The organism is Stenotrophomonas sp. K-6, from assembly GCF_056861555.1.
The window spans coordinates 707666-724617 of sequence record NZ_JBSPUC010000002.1; the positions used below are offsets into that span (position 1 = coordinate 707666).

Below are 16952 nucleotides of genomic sequence, written 5' to 3' on the forward strand. Positions count from 1 at the left end.
TCAACTCCCCGGCTCAGCCGGTCGTCGGTTCAGCGGTTGCGGTGCCGATGGATCGCCACGGCAGCCAGTGCCACCGATCAGTGTGGGAACCCCCGCATCCAGATCGCGTCGCTGGCTGCCGACCTGGCATTCCGGTCGGTCCATGGGCCGTACCTGTGTGTCGCGCAGGCGGTCGTCCGTACTCGAACATGCGGCCAGCGCGGCGCCAATCAAGAGCGCCAGCGCGGCGGGGATGAACCGGTCATCCGGGAGGATCTGCAGCCGGCCAGCGGCCGGCACTACCGGGGGAGCGGCTGACGTGCGTTGAAACGCGGAAGTACGCATCGCGATATCCCCTTGATGGGCTTGGTGCTAGTGTGCCGCTCTCTGAGCTTGATCTCCAGCGCACATGGCCAAAGCGCCGCTTGACCTGACCACGGGCCCGATCGGGCGCAATCTGTTCCTGTTCGCCCTGCCGATCCTGGCCGGCAACATCGCCCAGTCGATGAACGGCTCGGTGAACGCGATCTGGGTCGGCCGCTTCCTCGGCGAGGCGGCGCTGACCGCCACTGCGAACGCCAACAACATCATGTTCTTCCTGATCGGTTCGGTGTTCGGGATCGGCATGGCCGCCTCGATCCTGATCGGCCAGTCGATGGGCGCGCGCGACCTGCCCCAGGCCCGCCGCGTGATGGGCACCAGTGCGACCTTCTTCATCGGCCTGTCGGTGGTGATCGCGATCGCCGGCTGGTGGCTGTCGCATCCGTTGCTGGCGGCGATGGGCACACCGGCCGAATCGCTGCCGTTGGCCGAGGCCTACCTGCGCATCATCTTCCTGGCGATGCCAACGCTGTATGCCTTCGCGTTCCTGAGTTCGGCACTGCGCGGCGTCGGTGATTCACGCACGCCGTTCCGCTTCCTGCTGCTCTCGGTGGTGCTGGATATCGGCTTCAACCCGCTGCTGATCTTCGGCATCGGTCCGTTCCCGCAGCTGGGCATCGCCGGCGCGGCCTGGGCCACGTTGATCGCGCAGACACTCTCGCTACTCGGCCTGCTCTGGTACATGCGCAACAAGCGCCATGTGCTGTGGCTGGGCCGCAAGGACATGGCGCTGTTCAAGATCGATGGCGAGATCCTGCGCGCCTTGGTGGTCAAAGGCGTACCGATGGGCCTGCAGATGGTGCTGATCTCGCTGTCGATGATCCTGATGATGACCATGGTCAACAGCTACGGTACCGATACCGCCGCCGCGTATGGCGCCTCGCTGCAGTTGTGGACGTACGTGCAGATGCCGGCGATGGCGATCGGTGCGGCGTGCTCGACCATGGCCGCGCAGAATGTCGGCGCGCAGCGCTGGGACCGCGTGCGTGGCACCGCCCGCAGCGGCGTGCTCTACAACTTCCTGCTGACCGGCGTGCTGATCCTGCCGCTGATCCTGCTGGACCGTTACACGCTCGCCCTGTTCCTGCCCGAGGGCAGCCAGGCGCTGGAGGTGGCGCGCCACCTCAACCACATCGCGGTGTGGTCGTTCCTGTTCTTCGGCGTGAACTTCGTGATCTCCGGCGTGGTGCGCTCGACCGGCGCGGTGATTCCGCCGCTGCTGATCCTGGCGGCCTCGCTGTGGGGCATCCGCGTGCCGTTCGCCGAACTGCTGCAGGACCGCTGGGGCGCCGACGCGGTGTGGTGGAGTTTCCCGGTCAGCTCGTTCTGCGCGATGTTGATGTCGCTGGCGTACTACCGCTGGGGCGGCTGGCGCAAGGCGCGCATGCTGCCCAGCCATCACGAAGAACTGGCCGCCCCGGCCGAGGTTCCTGCTTCGCCACCGTCACCGGTGGCGGACCCGAACCCGACCACGCCGCTGCAGCCTGCCCCGGCGGGCAACGCACGGCCGGATTAAGCCGCGCGCCCTTGCAGGAGCGTCTTCCAGGCGGGCAGTGTGTAGCGACGGCGCTGGTAGCGCATCAGCAGCGCCATCATGACGCCGAACAACAGCCCGGCCATGACAGCACTGCCGATGGTGATACCCAGCGTCAGCGAGCCAGGCTCCAGGACCAGCCACATCAAGGCGCGCCACAACACGCCCCACAACACGCCAAACAGCCCGCCCATCACGAACAGGTTGGAGCTGAAGCTGGCGAGCAGCGGGGGCGGCACGCGCAGGCCCATGCGCCACAGCAGCCGATGCATCGGCGGTGCGCGCATGCCGGCAGGCACATTGGCGTCAGCCATGGCCTGCAGCGCGTAACGAACATCAGCGGGATAACGGTCCATGTGCTTCTCCATCACGAGGCCATAAACGCAAACGGCCACCCGAAGGTGGCCGTTTGAGGCGACAACCGAAGTTGTCGGCCGGGAATTACTGGGCAGCCTTGGCAGCCAGGCGCGCGGCCTTGGCCTGCGCAGCAGCAGCCAGATCTTCCTTGATGCGGGCAGCCTTGCCTTCCAGACCACGCAGGTAGTACAGCTTGCCGGCGCGGACCTTGCCACGACGCTTCACTTCGACCGAGTCGATGATGGCGCTGTGGGTCTGGAACACGCGCTCGACGCCGTAGCCGTGAGAGATCTTGCGGACGGTGAACGCGGAGTTCAGGCCGGCGTTCTTGGTGCCGATGACGACGCCTTCGTAAGCCTGCACGCGCTCACGGTTGCCTTCCTTCACCTTCACGTTGACGACGACGGTGTCACCCTGGCTGAACTTCGGCAGCTCGCGGGTGATCTGGGCGGATTCGAAGTCCGAGAGGATGGATTTGTTCAGCTTGCTCATGGGTGCACCGATAGTGTTCGGGTGATCGTGTCGTTCGACAACGTGGGCTCATGCAGTCACCGGACTGTGCTGCACGTTTTTTGTAGGGGTTCCTGCCAACAGACCCCAAAAGGCCGATGGCAATCCCGAATTGTAAACAAGATCCCGCCCCCGCGCTAGGGGGTTGGATCCTTGGCAAGGGCCTGCCGTGCCTGCTCCAGCAGGAGGCGGTCGGCCTTGGACAACTGGCCTTCGTCGAGCAGATCCGGCCGCCGCAGCGCGGTGCGCAGCAACGACTGCTGCCGGCGCCAGCGGGCGATGGCGGCATGGTTGCCCGAGCGCAGCACGTCCGGGACCGTGCCCCATTCATGCTGGGCCGGATGGCTGTAATGCGGGCAGTCCAGCAGCCCCTGCGGGCCTTCGAAACTGTCCTGGGCGGCCGATTCGGCATCGCCGAGAGCCCCGTCCTGCAGGCGGGTCACCGCATCGACGATCACCGCCGCGCCCAGCTCACCGCCGGACAGGACGTAATCACCGAGGGAGATTTCCTCGGTGACCTCGGCCTCGAGGAAGCGCTCGTCGATGCCCTCATAACGGCCGCAGAGCAGGATCATGCGCGGCAGTGCCGCCAGTTCCCGGACCTTGGCCTGGGTCAACGGCGTGCCCTGGGGGCTGAGGTAGATCACTGGCGCGGGCGCCGGATCGGCGGCTTTCGCGGCCGCCAGACAGGCCCGCAGCGGCTCGATCAGCATGACCATGCCCGGGCCACCCCCGAATGGACGGTCGTCCACCCGGCGGTAGTTGCCTTCGGCATAGTCACGCGGATTCCAGCCGTGCAGGTCCAGCAGACCGCGCTCGGCCGCACGGCCGACCACGCCCAGCGCGGCCGACTGCGCCATGAACTCGGGGAACAACGTGACGACGTCGATGCGCATCCGGTTTAGAACTCCGGATCCCAATCGACCACGATCAGGTTGGCCTCGAAATCCACCGAGACGACGAAGTCGGGCTGCACGAACGGAATCATCCGCTCACGGTCGCCCTGCACTACGAGCACGTCGTTGGAGCCGGTCGAGAACAGGTGGGAAGCCCGCCCAAGTTCGACACCCTCGACGGTACGCACCTGCAGGCCCTCCAGATCGACCCAGTAATACTCATCGGGCTTCGGGGGCGGCAGCGCGCTGCGCGCGACATAGACTTCGGTCCCGTACATCGCCTCGACCACATCGCGGTCGGTGATGTCGGGAAACACGGCAACCAGATGCTTGCCGGACTGACGTCCGCGTGCACCGGTGAGCGTGCTCTCCTGGCCGGCGGGGGTCCGCAGGATCCAGGGCTGATAATGGAAAATGGCGGTACGCGGCTCGGTCCAGGACTCGAGCTTGATCTCGCCTCGCACACCAAAAGCGCCGACAATCCTGCCCAGCAGGATGCGGCGCTCGGTATCTTTCATCTGTATAGACCGATGGGCCGCGGCAGGCGCGGCCCTTCAGGATCAGGCCGCGGAGGCCTGGGCCTTGGTCGCTTCCTTGTACAGGTTGCGAACCTTGTCGGTCATCTGGGCGCCGTTGGCGACCCACTTGTCGACCAGCGGCAGGTCCAGCACGATGCGGGACTCGGCACCCTGGGCAACCGGGTTGTAGTAACCGACGCGCTCGATGTTGCGGCCATCACGGGCGCTGCGCGAGTCGGTCACGATGATGTGGTAGAACGGACGCTTCTTGGCGCCGCCGCGGGTCAGTCGAATCTTGACCATGGTGTTGTTTCCTCAATTGCCCAGTCGCCAGGATGGCGCGGTAAGCCGGCGATTATAGCGGCGGCCTCCGGTCATTCCAAGCCTGTGAAGACCGGGAAAGCTGAACAGGGCCGACCGTTCAGGCCGTTCAGGCCACCAATGGGTGCCAGCGTGCCTCGGCCAGCACCTGCCGGGCCTTCGCGCACAGGGCTGCCGAGTTCGCCAGCACGATCCCATCGATCTCCGCGATCGGCCAGGTGCCGGCGGCGTTGCAGGCGACGGCGGCATCGAATCCGGCCAGGTCTGCGGCTGCCACCGGCCGCACCTGCTGGTCATCACCCCACCCTGCCTGCAGCAGGCGCTCATGGGTGCCGCGCAAGGCAGGCGCCTGCGGCCAGATCAGCGTGCTTCCCGAGGCGAAGGCGATGTTCCAGGTGGTGCCTTCGCTGACCAAGCCGTCGTCGTCAACGAACAGCGCATCGTCCACCCCGGCCTGCAACGCCGCCCGGCGATGCTGGAACAGCGCAAACGTGCCGGCATGCTTCACGTGCGGCAGCTCGCGCTGATAGCGCACCGTCTGCAGCCGCCGCGCTGTCGCCGGCAGATCGACCGGTGGCGCGACGGCCACCAGCACATCGACGGTGACGGGCTGCAGCGGCCGCCGGAAATCGAACTGGCGCGAAAACACGCTCACCCGCAGCGACGCATCGCCAACGCCCTCGGCCTGCAGCGCGTCGCGCATCCAGGCCCGCACCTGCAGCGGATCCAGCGCGGTGCCGAACAGTTCCACCGTGCCCTCCTGCAGGCGCTGCAGATGCAGATCCAGCCCCTGCACCGCGCCATTGCGCACCTGCAGCGAGGTGAAATGACCGTAATTGGTCAGTGCGCCGGCAAGATCATCGGTACTGGCAATGCGGCCATTGCAGTACAGCGTCATCCGAGCAACGCCTTCGCATCAGCCCACATCTGTTGCAGCACCTCGGCCGCCGGGCGCGCCGGGGCCATCCACGCGGACTGCCCCGCCCAGGCCTGCATTGCATCGAAATTGTTGTCCCGGCCCGCCTGCGCGCGCATCGGCGCGGTCAGCCCGCGCTGCACCGGATACGGCCGCGGCGGTGGTGCATCAGCAGACGCCGCGGCGCGCACATACGCGGTGGCCAGCCCACGGCCGAGGCGACCACTGAAGGCGCGCGTCGGCCAGGTGTCTTCCGGCTCGGCGATCGCCAATGCCTGCGACCATGCCGGACTCAGACGGCACTCCGGGGTGCGCAGGAACGCGGTGCCCACCTGCACCGCACTCGCACCGAGCGTCAGGGCGGCCGCGATGCCGCGCCCATCGGCGATGCCGCCGGCCGCAATGACCGGGATATCCAGATGATCGGCCAGCCGCGGCAGCAGCGCGAACAATCCGACCAGTTGGCGCTCGGCCGCGTCCGGATCGAATGCGCCGCGATGGCCGCCCGCCTCGAAGCCCTGCGCGACCACGGCATCGGCGCCGGCCACCTGCGCGGCCCGCGCTTCGGCCAAGGTCGTGGCACAGGCGATCCAGGCAATGCCCACGTCCTTCAGGCGCTGCACCTGTGCCGCCGAGAACACGCCCATGATGGTGGAGGCCACCGCCGGGCGCGCTTCGATCAAGGCATCGAACTGCGCGTCGAAATCGGCCGGCCCGGCATCGGCCGCGCTGGCCGGCACGTCCGGGCCCCACTGCGCCAGAAAGCGGCGTGTCGCCGCTTCAGCATCGGCATCGCGTGACGGCAGCGGGTCGGGTATCCACACGTTGACCTGCGCCGGCCCTGCGGACTGCGCACGGAAATCGGTCATCCATGCCACGATGTCCTGCGGCTGGGACAGCACCGCGCCCATCGCGCCCATGCTGCCGGCATTGGCCAGCGCGGCCGACAGCGGTACGGGGCAGGCGCCGGCCATCGGCGCGAGCAGGATCGGGGCCTGCAAGGCAAAACGCCGACAGAAGCTGTCGGCGCGTTCGAGAAGCGGGGAAACACTCACGCTCGGCGCACCTGGGGAAGGAGACGGTGCCAGCATACGCCGCACCGCCCCTGCCCGGAATGCGCGTGCGCAGGACTCAGCGGAACGGCATGCCGCCGCGGCCGCCCATGGCGCCCATCATCCCCTTCATGCTGCGCATCATGCCCTTCATGCCGCCGCCGGCCATCTTGCTCATCATCTTTTCCATCTGCTGGAACTGCTTCATGAGCTTGTTGACGTCGGCCGGGGTCAGGCCGGAACCGCGCGCGATACGGGCACGGCGCGAGCCGTTGAGCAGGCCCGGGTTGCGGCGCTCCTTCTTGGTCATCGAGTTGATGATCGCGATCATGCGCGGCACGTCCTTGCCCTGGCTGACCTGCTGCTTGAGGTGATCCGGGATCTGGCCCAGGCCCGGCAGCTTGTCCATCAGGCCACCGATGCCGCCCATGTTCTGCATCTGCTCGAGCTGGTCACGCATGTCGTTCAGATCGAACTTCTTGCCCTTGGCGACCTTCTCGGCCAGCTTCTGGGCCTTGTCCTTGTCGACCTGTTGCTCGACCTGCTCCACCAGCGACAGCACGTCGCCCATGTCCAGGATGCGGCTGGCGATACGATCCGGGTGGAACACATCCAGGCCGTCCGGCTTCTCGCTGACACCGACGAACTTGATCGGCTTGCCGGTGATGTAACGCACGCTCAGCGCGGCACCGCCGCGGGCGTCACCGTCGGTCTTGGTCAGCACCACGCCGGTCAGCGGCAGCGCATCGCCGAAGGCCTTGGCGGTATTGGCGGCATCCTGACCGGTCATGGCATCGACCACGAACAGCGTTTCGGCCGGGTTGACCGCAGCGTGCAGCGCCTTGATCTCGGCCATCATCGCTTCGTCGATGGCCAGGCGACCGGCGGTATCGACGATCAGCACATCCACGAACGACTTGCGCGCGTCATCGATCGCGGCGCGGACGATGGCTTCCGGCTTCTGGTCGGCGGTGGAGGGGAAGAACAGCACACCGACCTGGTCAGCCAACGTCTTGAGCTGCTCGATCGCGGCCGGACGGTAGACGTCGGCCGAGACCACCATCACCTTCTTCTTGCGCTTTTCCTTGAGGTGCTTGGCCAGCTTGCCCACCGTGGTGGTCTTGCCCGCACCCTGCAGGCCGGCCATCAGGATGATCGCCGGCGCCGGCACGTTGAGGTTCAGGTCCGAGGCGGCCGAGCCCATGACCGCAGTCAGCTCATCCCGCACGATCTTGATCAGCGCCTGGCCCGGGGTCAGCGACTTGAGCACTTCCTGGCCGACCGCGCGCACCTTGATGCGCTCGACCAGCGCCTGCACCACCGGCAGCGCGACGTCGGCTTCAAGCAGCGCGATGCGGACTTCGCGGGTGGCCTCGCGGATGTTTTCCTCGGTCAGGCGACCGCGGCCGCGCAGCCGCTCGATGGTGCCGGAGAGGCGCTGGGTCAGGGACTCGAACATGGAAGCGACCTGTTCAGAACAAAAGACAATGAGACCGCCAGTATAACGGTTCCGCCCCGGCTCCCGGACTGGCCCTGACAGCGGCGCTGCGGGCATCGCCAGCACCCCGGGGGTATGCGAAACTGACACGATGACAATCGTTCTCATCGCGACCCTGCTGTACCTGACCGCGACCGGCCTGCTGGTGCGCGCGGTCGTCCGCGATGATGCGGTGACCTCGCCGGCCTGGCTGTGGCCAGCATTGCCGGCCATGTTGCTGCACGGCGGTTATCACGTGCTGGTGGCGATGCGTACCAGCGGCGGGCCGGACATGCACTTCTTCGCCGCGCTGTCGCTGGTCGGCCTGGGCATGGCGTGGCTGACCTCGCTGGTCGCCGCGCGCGGGCGCATGGCAGCGCTTGGGGTGCTGGTGTTCCCGATGGCGGCAGCGGTGCTGTGGATCTACCACGGCTACGGCCACGAGCCGAGCAAACCGCTGGGCTGGCAACTGGCCACCCACGCGTGGATGGCCCTGCTCGCCTACGCCACCCTGAGCGTGGCCGCCTTGCTGGCGATCATGCTGTGGCTGCAGGAGCGTGCCCTGCGCCGCCGTGACTTCCGCCCATGGCTGCGCGCCCTGCCCCCGCTGGCGGACCTGGAAGCCCTGCTGTTCCGCGTGATCGCGGTTGGCTTCGCGCTGTTGACGCTGACGCTGGTCACCGGGGTGCTGTTCGTCGATGACCTGCTGGCCCAGAAGCTGGTGCACAAGACGGTGCTCAGCATCCTGTCCTGGATCGTGTTCGGCACGCTGCTCATCGGCCGCCGCCGCTATGGCTGGCGCGGTGCGAAGGCGGTGCATTGGACCCTCACCGCGATGGCGCTGCTGCTGCTGGCCTTCTTCGGCAGCCAGTTCGTGATCGAACTGGTGTTCGGACGCACGCGATAGCGGCGTGCCGACCAACGGTCGGCACCGACCCGCACCTCGCAGGGGAGCTGCCGACTATTGGCCGGCACCAACCCGCTATCCGCTGATTACAACCCGTACCGCTCGATTGCGTCCAGATGCGGCTGCCGGTCCTGGTCGCAGGCCTCGGCCAGGCGCAGCCAGCAGTGCGGGTGCGCCCACTCCGCCGTCACCTGCTGCAGGAAGCGATGCAGTGCCAGCGGTGCGTGATCCTGCGGCTGGGCGACCGTGAACAGCAGCCCCGGCAGCGTCCCGCCTTCGGCATCCGGATCGGTCACGGTGTAATCCGCACGGCTGTGCGACCACACCTTCCAGCCCTGCGCCTCGGCCGCTTGCACCAGCGCGTTCCATGCCGCCTCGCCCGGGTGCGCGCCGTCGACCAGCCAACTGCGTGCGAATCCACCCCGCTCCAGCACGTGTACCTGCGCATAGGTCGGAATGAAGTGCTCGCGCTCGGCTTCATCTTCCGGTGCGGGGTGCACCAGGCCGGCGTCGAACACCACCCAGTCACCCACCTGCTGCGCGCGGTTGGCCGGTGCGTTCTCGACGATGCGCGCGGTCACCGGCCCGCTGCGGCGGGCGTAGTACTCCACCGGCTCGCCGCCGTCTTCGCTGCGGATGATCACCCAGCCCCAGGGCTCTTCGACCACGCCCTGCTGGCTGGACAGTTCCATGCCGATCGCGGCCGCCGAGCGGCGCACCGCCTCCCAGTCGCCTGCCGCACTCGCCGCACTCATGTGGTCCCAGTGCGCGGCATTCGGCTCCTCCAGCGTCTCCACCAGCTGCGCGTAGCAGGCCTGCGCATCGCTGAAGCGGCCGGTCTCCATGTACATGCGGGCAAGCGTCCCGCGTGCGCCGTTCGAGCCTGGGGACAAGGCCAGCAATGCCTGCGCGGCCTGTTCCAGCGCCGGCCAGTCGGACGCACGCCGTGCACGCTGCACCTCGCACCAGTGCGCGAACACCGGCACGCTGTCGCGATAGGTCGCGGCCAGCCTGCGCAGGCCATCATCATCGCCCTGCTCGGTCAGCCAACGCATCAGGGTGTAGGCCGCCGCGCCATCTTCCTGCGCGTGGCCGCGAACGAAATCCCACAGCAGCGCCATGGCTTCGGTGGTTGCGCCGCAGGCGTGCAGTGCCGAGGCAGCGACCTCGGCCAGCGTGCCGTCGTCGGGCTGCTCAGCGTGCGCCTGCAGCAGCCACTGCGCTTCACGCTCGGGATCGCGCGACTGGTGCTGTTCGCCCTGCGCGTGCAGCCACGCCAGCAGTTCATCGGCAGGCACCGGCAGCGGTGCCATCTCCGGCAGCGCCTCGATCCGTGCCGCCAATCCCGCCACCATCGCAGCTGCCCCACGATCCTGCCGCAGCTGCGCCAGATGGGTCCGGGCCAGACCGAGCTGGCGCTGCGCCACCCAGCGCGCGCCACGTTGCAGGGCCAGCTCCAGGCTCAATGCAGCGATCTCGATCACCAAACGATGCGCACCGACCGCAGCGAAGTGCTCGATGATGGTGTTGAAGCGCGTGCCCAGATCCCAGGTATTGCGCGCGCCATCGCGGCTGCACAGTGTGGACGCAGTATTGGCCCACAACCGCCAGTGGTTCGGCGTCAATTCGCTCCATGGCACCAGCTGCTGCAGTGCCTCTTCATCACGCCCCAGCTGGGCCAGCGCCCAGGCCTTGGAGAGCCGGCGCGGTACCGTGCAGTTGGCCGGCTCGTACTCGCCTGCAGCGGCTACTTCGGCCTCGCGCTGCTCGATCAGTGCCAGCGCCTCCTCCGCACGGCCGCTGGCCAGCAGGATCTTGATCTGCATTTCCGGGAAGCTGTCGAACACCTCCTTGCCACGCGCCTGGATCGCCGCCGCCTGCACCTGCAGGTACGCCAGCGCGTCCTGGCCACGGCCATCGTCCAGCAGCGCGTCCGCCTTCTCGCAGCTCAGGCACTGGAAGCAGGCCCAGCTCGGGTCGATGCGGCCCAGCGTCTCGTCACAGACCTCGATGCGCTCGGGCACCCAGCCCGGACCATCGATGTTGCCGTAGCAGGCGGCAAGATCCTGGGTGACGCAGATCGACTGCGGGCAGTCCAGGGTATCGGCACGGTGTGCGCGCTCGAACAGCGCCACCGAGTCGCCCAGTGCGCTTTCACCTTCCATGCGGTTGCCGACGCGGTTGCGCAGCGCCCAGTGGCCGACGTAGACGTCGACCCAGGGGTTCTCCAATGCCTTGCCCAGCGCGCGCGCTTCGGGCAGCAGGGCATCGACGCGGTCGACCTGCAGTTCACTGACTTCATCGGCAAGGCGGGTCAGCAGGTGGGCGTTCTGTGCCTGCCCGGCCTGACGCAGGTCTTCCTGCAGTTTTTCAACCCAGTTCCAGATATCCATGGGGGTAATGCTCCTGTCTAGCGAAGGCTGGATGAGAGGGGGCGGTGCTCAGCGCAGCATCTGCTGCAGAGCACCGGCAATATCGGTAAATGCACCATTGAGATCGGGGCCCGGCGTCGCCGCATTCCGCTGCAACGGCCGGCCCTGTGCGGACACGATGATCTTCAGCGAGCGCAGCAGGCGCGCGGCCGAGGCGGCCTGCGGGTGGCCATCGCGCTGGGCCTGCAGCAATGCCTGCACCGCTGGATTGTCCAGGTTGAGGTAGAGCCGCGACGGCGCACGCGCCTCGATGCGGGCGGTGAACTGGCGCGCCAGCCGCAGGGCGGCCATCGAGACGCGCTTGTCGTTCTCGTCGTCTTCCAGGCGCTGCTTCAGCTCGGCTTCGCGGTCGGGCACCACCACCACCGGCAGCGCCTCGGGGCTGAACCGCGCCGGCAGCAACTGTTCGCCATCGCCCAGGTGTTCACGCAACCAGGCCAGCTGCGCATCGTCAAGGCTGTTGTCAGTGCGGAACAGTGCGCGATTGCCCTGCTCGGTACCCAGTTCGACCAGGCGCAGGCCCTTGGCCTGGGCCCAGCGGCGAAGGAATGGCACCACCGCATAGCGATGGCCATGCGCGACCGGCACACCCATCGCACGGAACAGCATTTCCTCGAAGCCGCCACCGTTGTCGAGGATCACATGCACCGCGCCGCGCGACGGCAATGCGCTGGCGGGCAGGTCACCCTGCGAGGTCGGCACGCGCACATGCTCCAGCAGCAGATCGAACAGGCGCTCATCGCACAGGGCCGCGCCCAGCAGGGCTTCATTGTGCCGGCTGAGCACGCGCCGCCAGGCTTCGGGCTGCTGGCGTGCGACATCGGCCAGCCCATCGATCAGCGCTTCGAGCAGGGCGTGCTGCACGGCGCGGTAGTGATCATCACGCTGCAGATCCTCGCGGCTGGCGGTCGGGGTCAGCTTCGACGACTCGATCACCCCGCCGATGAAACCGGCCCACGGCGGCAAAAGGTCGCGCGCATCGTCGTCCAGCAGCATGCCGCGCACGAACACCGACAGGTTGCGGTTGTCGCTGGTGCCGTAGGTGGCACCGTCCTGCACCCAGAGCATGCCGACGGCGTCGCTGCTGCCATCGGACTGCAGCGGCATCGTCACGATGGGCTCGAAATCGTGTTCGAAACGCGCAGCGAACTGCAGCGCCTGCCGGCGTGCCTGCACGGGATGCAGCGCGACATCACCCTGCCCGCGCCACGGCGGCGGTTCGGGGTTGATGGCCTCGGCGGCAGCGCCGATGAAGATCGGTTCGGACAGCAGCGCGCAGTAGCGACCAAGCACCTCGTGCAGGCGCGCTTCGTTGGCCAACGGCAGGAAGTCCGGATGCAGCTCAAGCTCGACCTCGGTGCCGATCGCCCGTGCCGGCACGTCGCTGACGGTGTACTGCTCGGCGTTGCTAGACACGTACAGGTGACCCAGCTCCGGCGCCTGGTAGGAGGTAGTGCGCACGCTGACACGGCGCGCCAGCACGAAGGCCGACAGGAACCCCAGGCCGAACATGCCGATCAGGCCGTCATTGTCCTCGCCCTCCTGGCGCAGGCCCCGGGTGTAACCCACACCGACCGTGGCCAGGTAATCGTGGATTTCCTGCCGGGTCAGGCCGGCACCGGTGTCGGTGATGCGCAGCACGCCGGCGGCGGCATCGACCTGCACGTCGATGCGCGAAACGCACTGCATGCCGGGCTGCTCGATGCGGCGGCGGATGATCGAATCGTGCGCGTTCTGCACCAGTTCGCGCAGCGCCACCATCGGGGTGGAATACAGGTGCTTGCCCAGCACCGTCATCAGTCCATTGAGATCGACCCCGGCGCGGCGGATTTCGGCAGCGGGGGTGCTGAACATCGGGTCCTGCATGTAATCGATTACTCCTTGCCACGGAAAAGCGCCGGAGGGCGCCTTCGTCGAGCCGGGAAAACTAGCACAGGCTGGCTGACCGCTGCCCCATCCGCCATGGAGGGAGCCAAGCATGGACTCGGCTCTGCACGGTCTCGGCAACCGAGCGCCGGCCCGGTCCCGTTCACAGCGCGTCGATCGCCTCCGACAACCGCTCCACCGCGATCACCTCCATGCCCTTCACGCTGCCGGTCTTCGGCGCATTCGCCTTGGGCACGATCGCGCGCTTGAAACCATGCGTGGCCGCCTCGCGCAGGCGGTCCTCACCGTTGGGCACGGGGCGGATCTCGCCGGACAGGCCCACCTCGCCAAACGCGATGGTCTTCTCGGCCAGCGGCCGGTCCTGCAGCGAGGACAGCACGGCCAGCAGCACCGGCAGATCGGCGGCCGTCTCCTGCACGCGGATGCCGCCCACCACATTGACGAACACGTCCTGGTCGCCCACCAGCACACCGCCATGACGGTGCAGCACCGCCAGCAGCATCGCCAGGCGGTTCTGCTCCAGGCCCACCGCCACCCGGCGCGGGTTGGACAGCGGCGAGGCGTCGACCAGCGCCTGGACTTCCACCAGCAACGGGCGCGTTCCCTCGCGGGTGACCATCACGCAGCTGCCGGGCTGCTGGGTGCTGCCGCCGGAGAGGAAGATCGCCGAGGGATTGGAGACCTCTTTGAGGCCCTTCTCGCCCATCGCGAACACACCCAGCTCGTTGACCGCGCCGAAGCGGTTCTTGAACGCCCGCAGCAGGCGGAAACGGCTGCCGCTCTCACCTTCGAAGTACAGCACTGCATCGACCATGTGCTCGAGCACACGCGGGCCGGCAATGCCGCCCTCCTTGGTGACGTGACCGACCAGGAACACGGCAGTGCCGGTTTCCTTGGCAAAGCGCACCAGACGCGCGGCGCTCTCACGCACCTGGCTCACCGAGCCCGGGGCGGCGGTCAGCGATTCGGTCCACAGCGTCTGCACGGAGTCGGCCACGATCAGCCGCGGCTTGGCCACGCTGGCATGCTGCAGGATCGCCTCGACCTGGGTTTCGGCCAATGCGTTGACGTTGTCCAGCGGGAGGTCCAGGCGCACCGCGCGGCCGGCCACCTGGGACAGCGACTCCTCACCGGTGATGTACAGCACCGGCAGGCTGGCGGCCATCTTCGCCACGGCCTGCAGCAGCAGGGTGGACTTGCCGATGCCGGGATCGCCACCCACCAGCACCACCGCACCTTCGACCAGGCCACCGCCGAGCACGCGGTCGAACTCGCCGATACCGGTACTCACCCGCAGGTGCTCGGTCTGCTGCACGTCCTTGAGCGCCATGATCTTGGGCGCATCCACTTTTCCGGCCCAGCCGGAGCGGCGCGACGCCGGGGATGACTTGGCGGGCGTGGCGCTTTCCAGCGTGATCTCGCTCAGCGTGTTCCAGACCCCGCACTCGGTGCACTGACCCTGCCACTTGCTGTATTCGGCGCCACATTCACTGCAGACGTAAGCGGTGAGTCGCTTGGCCATGTCTACTTCCGCTTCAGAATCGATGCGGCAGGATAGCCGAGCCGCGTCGCAGCAACCGAGACGCCCTGCGCCCCAGCCCCTCAAGAATCCGGCCACAGTGCCGATACTCCGGCGGGCCACTACCTTTTCCTTCAACTTTCCAGGCTTCTCCATGACCGGCACCTACAGCCAGAGTCTTGTCGTGTTCTCGCTGCTGGTTGCCATCCTCGCCTCTTACACCGCGCTGGACATGGCCGGCCGATTGGCCAGTACCCAGGGGCGGGTCGCCCGCTGGTGGCTGGCCGGCGGTGCCACCGCGATGGGCCTGGGCGTGTGGTCCATGCACTTCATCGGCATGCTGGCCTTCCACCTGCCGATCCCGGTGGGCTATGACCTGGCGATCACCCTGTACTCGCTGGCGGTCTCGGTCGGTGCCTCGGCCTATGCGCTGTGGCTGGTCTCGCGCGCGGAGCTGCCCTGGTCACGCCTGTGCGCCGGCGCGGTCCTGATGGGCCTCGGCATCGCCACCATGCACTATCTGGGCATGAGTGCCCTGCAGATGCAGCCGGGCATCGACTACAACCCGGTCTGGTTCGCCGCCTCCGTCCTGATCGCCATCGGCGCGGCCGGCGCGGCACTGTGGATCGCCTTCCGGCTGCGCCTGGAGCAGCGGCGACCCTTCCTGCTGCGCGGCCTGGCCTCGCTGGTGATGGGCCTGGCGATCGTCGGCATGCACTACACCGGCATGGCCGCGGCCAGCTTCCCCGAAGGCGCGGTCTGCGGTGCGGCGTTCGGCGAAGGCATCGATGCCAAATGGCTGGCCGTGCTGGTCATCGTCACCACCTTGGGCACGCTGGGCATCGCGCTGATCTCCTCGGTGTTCGATCGGCAGATGCGCACCCGTACCGGCCTGCTGGCTGACTCGCTGGCGCAGGCCAATGAAAAGCTGCTGCAGGCGGCCCTGCACGACCCACTGACCCAGTTGCCCAACCGCATGCTGCTGCAGGACCGCATCGAGCAGGCCATCGAGAAAGCGCGCCGCCGACAGTTCAGCTTCGCGGTGATGTTCTGCGATCTGGATGGCTTCAAGACGATCAACGATGCCTACGGCCATCAGCTCGGCGACAAGCTGCTGATCCAGGTCAGTGAACGGGTGTCGGCGCTGCTGCGCGCGCAGGACACCTTCGCCCGGCTGGGCGGGGATGAGTTCGTCATCGTGTTCCAGATCGACGACCCCGAAGACGCCGCCGTGGTCGCCGAACGGATCATCGCCTGCGTGGCCGAGCCGTTCGAGATCGATGCACTGGAACTGCAGGTCAGCGCCAGCCTGGGCATCGCGCTGTACCCGGCCGATGCCACCACCGAGCGCGACCTGATGGCCCACGCCGACGCCGCGATGTACCACACCAAGGATTCGGGCCGGAACGGCTATACCTTCTTCACCCAGTCGCTCAACGTCAGCGCGAACCGCCAGCTGAAACTGCTGCAGGAACTGCGCAAGGCGATCAGCCGCGATGAGCTGGTGCTGCACTACCAGCCCAAGTTCCAGGCCAATGGTGAATCCCTGATCGGCGCCGAAGCGCTGGTGCGCTGGCAGCACCCCGAGCTGGGGCTGCTCTCGCCCGACGCCTTCATCCCCATCGCCGAGCGCAGCGGGCTGATCCTTGCTCTGGGCGAGTGGGTGCTCGACCACGCCTGCCACCAGCTGCGACAGTGGCACGACGCCGGCCATCCCGACTGGACCATGGCGGTGAATCTGTCGCCGTTGCAGTTCGGTTCCAGCACGCTGCTTGATACGGTTGGCCGCACCCTGGATCGCCATGGCCTGGACCCGAAACGCCTCACGCTGGAAGTGACCGAAACCACGGCGATGAAGGACGTCGATGCCAGCCTGCTGATCCTGCACGGCCTGACCGCGATGGGCGTGAACATCTCCATCGACGATTTCGGCACCGGCTACTCCAGCCTGCTCTACCTCAAGCGCATGCCGGCCACCGAGCTGAAGATCGACCGTGCGTTCGTGCGTGATCTGGAAGACAACGCCGAAGATGCCGCCATCGTCTCGTCGATCATCGCGCTGGGCCGTTCGCTGCAGTTGCAGATCGTCGCCGAAGGGGTGGAGACCGCCGGCCAACGCCAGTACCTGAGTGACATGGGCTGCGATCAGCTGCAGGGGTATCACCTGGGCCGGCCGGTGGATGCGACGGAGTTCATGCGGTTGGCGAAAGCGGCGTAACGCGCGGCTTGGCGCCTCGGTTCCAGTAGCCGCGGCGGGACTCGGCTT

15 protein-coding genes are annotated in these 16952 nt (G+C 67.4%); 3 read left to right on the top strand and 12 right to left on the bottom strand.

The annotated features are described in order from the left end of the window. On the bottom strand, positions 1–213 hold the full coding sequence (locus AC13F7_RS08605) for a hypothetical protein (RefSeq protein ID WP_481468581.1): 213 nt from the start codon (positions 211–213) through the stop codon (positions 1–3). 175 nt (positions 214–388) lie between these two features. Here AC13F7_RS08605 and AC13F7_RS08610 point away from each other — a divergent pair, with 175 nt between their 5' ends. Next, positions 389–1876 carry an MATE family efflux transporter gene (locus AC13F7_RS08610; RefSeq protein ID WP_346472812.1) on the top strand — a complete coding sequence of 496 codons (1488 nt, stop codon included), beginning with the start codon at positions 389–391 and terminating at the stop codon, positions 1874–1876. Here the strand turns inward: AC13F7_RS08610 and AC13F7_RS08615 are convergent. The 8 genes from AC13F7_RS08615 to ffh all read right to left on the bottom strand — a co-directional run bounded on the left by AC13F7_RS08615 (position 1873) and on the right by ffh (position 7923). Beyond that, positions 1873–2250 (bottom strand): DUF6404 family protein, encoded by a 378-nt coding sequence (locus tag AC13F7_RS08615; RefSeq protein WP_482999860.1) that lies wholly within the window; start codon positions 2248–2250, stop codon positions 1873–1875. The two genes, AC13F7_RS08610 and AC13F7_RS08615, sit on opposite strands and share 4 nt — an antisense overlap. Positions 2251–2335: 85 nt before the next feature. Continuing rightward, positions 2336–2743, bottom strand: coding sequence for a 50S ribosomal protein L19 (gene rplS, locus AC13F7_RS08620; protein WP_019184486.1), 408 nt, complete (start codon positions 2741–2743; stop codon positions 2336–2338). A 155-nt stretch (positions 2744–2898) separates the two neighbouring features. Then, the gene (gene trmD / locus AC13F7_RS08625; RefSeq protein WP_482999861.1) at positions 2899–3657 is read right to left on the bottom strand and encodes a tRNA (guanosine(37)-N1)-methyltransferase TrmD; all 759 of its coding nucleotides are present in this window, start codon (positions 3655–3657) and stop codon (positions 2899–2901) included. Between the two features lie 5 nt (positions 3658–3662). Next, positions 3663–4175 (bottom strand): ribosome maturation factor RimM, encoded by a 513-nt coding sequence (rimM, locus tag AC13F7_RS08630; RefSeq protein ID WP_482999862.1) that lies wholly within the window; start codon positions 4173–4175, stop codon positions 3663–3665. Between the two features lie 42 nt (positions 4176–4217). After that, positions 4218–4478 (bottom strand): 30S ribosomal protein S16, encoded by a 261-nt coding sequence (gene rpsP / locus AC13F7_RS08635; protein WP_017356068.1) that lies wholly within the window; start codon positions 4476–4478, stop codon positions 4218–4220. A 127-nt stretch (positions 4479–4605) separates the two neighbouring features. Next, positions 4606–5394: an aminotransferase class IV family protein gene (locus AC13F7_RS08640; protein WP_482999863.1), complete on the bottom strand. Its 789-nt coding sequence runs from the start codon at positions 5392–5394 to the stop codon at positions 4606–4608. Further along, positions 5391–6467 (bottom strand): NAD(P)H-dependent flavin oxidoreductase, encoded by a 1077-nt coding sequence (locus tag AC13F7_RS08645; RefSeq protein ID WP_482999864.1) that lies wholly within the window; start codon positions 6465–6467, stop codon positions 5391–5393. Before AC13F7_RS08645 ends, AC13F7_RS08640 begins: the two co-directional genes overlap by 4 nt. Positions 6468–6543: 76 nt before the next feature. Next, positions 6544–7923, bottom strand: coding sequence for a signal recognition particle protein (ffh, locus tag AC13F7_RS08650; RefSeq protein WP_482999865.1), 1380 nt, complete (start codon positions 7921–7923; stop codon positions 6544–6546). 130 nt (positions 7924–8053) lie between these two features. Here ffh and AC13F7_RS08655 point away from each other — a divergent pair, with 130 nt between their 5' ends. Next, positions 8054–8848, top strand: coding sequence for a cytochrome C assembly family protein (locus AC13F7_RS08655; RefSeq protein ID WP_353086204.1), 795 nt, complete (start codon positions 8054–8056; stop codon positions 8846–8848). An 86-nt stretch (positions 8849–8934) separates the two neighbouring features. On the opposite strand, the gene AC13F7_RS08660 is transcribed toward AC13F7_RS08655, so the two are convergent. The 3 genes from AC13F7_RS08660 to radA all read right to left on the bottom strand — a co-directional run bounded on the left by AC13F7_RS08660 (position 8935) and on the right by radA (position 14689). Continuing rightward, positions 8935–11241, bottom strand: coding sequence for a tetratricopeptide repeat protein (locus AC13F7_RS08660; protein WP_481468396.1), 2307 nt, complete (start codon positions 11239–11241; stop codon positions 8935–8937). A 48-nt stretch (positions 11242–11289) separates the two neighbouring features. Beyond that, on the bottom strand, positions 11290–13146 hold the full coding sequence (locus AC13F7_RS08665; protein ID WP_482999866.1) for an ATP-binding protein: 1857 nt from the start codon (positions 13144–13146) through the stop codon (positions 11290–11292). Between the two features lie 163 nt (positions 13147–13309). Then, the gene (gene radA / locus AC13F7_RS08670; protein WP_088432155.1) at positions 13310–14689 is read right to left on the bottom strand and encodes a DNA repair protein RadA; all 1380 of its coding nucleotides are present in this window, start codon (positions 14687–14689) and stop codon (positions 13310–13312) included. Between the two features lie 151 nt (positions 14690–14840). Between radA and AC13F7_RS08675 the strand changes: the two genes are divergently transcribed. Beyond that, positions 14841–16904, top strand: a complete 2064-nt coding sequence (locus AC13F7_RS08675; protein ID WP_482999867.1) for a putative bifunctional diguanylate cyclase/phosphodiesterase — start codon at positions 14841–14843, stop codon at positions 16902–16904. Positions 16905–16952: the final 48 nt, after the last annotated feature.

What these genes read in the sequence shown, in the direction of transcription:
- AC13F7_RS08675 (WP_482999867.1), top strand. Translation starts at nt 14,841, where the DNA reads ATGACCGGCACCTACAGCCAGAGTCTTGTCGTGTTCTCGCTGCTGGTT.
- rplS (WP_019184486.1), bottom strand. Translation starts at nt 2,743, where the DNA reads ATGAGCAAGCTGAACAAATCCATCCTCTCGGACTTCGAATCCGCCCAG.
- AC13F7_RS08665 (WP_482999866.1), bottom strand. Translation starts at nt 13,146, where the DNA reads ATGCAGGACCCGATGTTCAGCACCCCCGCTGCCGAAATCCGCCGCGCC.
- trmD (WP_482999861.1), bottom strand. Translation starts at nt 3,657, where the DNA reads ATGCGCATCGACGTCGTCACGTTGTTCCCCGAGTTCATGGCGCAGTCG.
- rimM (WP_482999862.1), bottom strand. Translation starts at nt 4,175, where the DNA reads ATGAAAGATACCGAGCGCCGCATCCTGCTGGGCAGGATTGTCGGCGCT.
- AC13F7_RS08660 (WP_481468396.1), bottom strand. Translation starts at nt 11,241, where the DNA reads ATGGATATCTGGAACTGGGTTGAAAAACTGCAGGAAGACCTGCGTCAG.
- ffh (WP_482999865.1), bottom strand. Translation starts at nt 7,923, where the DNA reads ATGTTCGAGTCCCTGACCCAGCGCCTCTCCGGCACCATCGAGCGGCTG.
- AC13F7_RS08610 (WP_346472812.1), top strand. Translation starts at nt 389, where the DNA reads ATGGCCAAAGCGCCGCTTGACCTGACCACGGGCCCGATCGGGCGCAAT.
- rpsP (WP_017356068.1), bottom strand. Translation starts at nt 4,478, where the DNA reads ATGGTCAAGATTCGACTGACCCGCGGCGGCGCCAAGAAGCGTCCGTTC.
- AC13F7_RS08655 (WP_353086204.1), top strand. Translation starts at nt 8,054, where the DNA reads ATGACAATCGTTCTCATCGCGACCCTGCTGTACCTGACCGCGACCGGC.
- AC13F7_RS08640 (WP_482999863.1), bottom strand. Translation starts at nt 5,394, where the DNA reads ATGACGCTGTACTGCAATGGCCGCATTGCCAGTACCGATGATCTTGCC.
- AC13F7_RS08615 (WP_482999860.1), bottom strand. Translation starts at nt 2,250, where the DNA reads ATGGACCGTTATCCCGCTGATGTTCGTTACGCGCTGCAGGCCATGGCT.
- radA (WP_088432155.1), bottom strand. Translation starts at nt 14,689, where the DNA reads ATGGCCAAGCGACTCACCGCTTACGTCTGCAGTGAATGTGGCGCCGAA.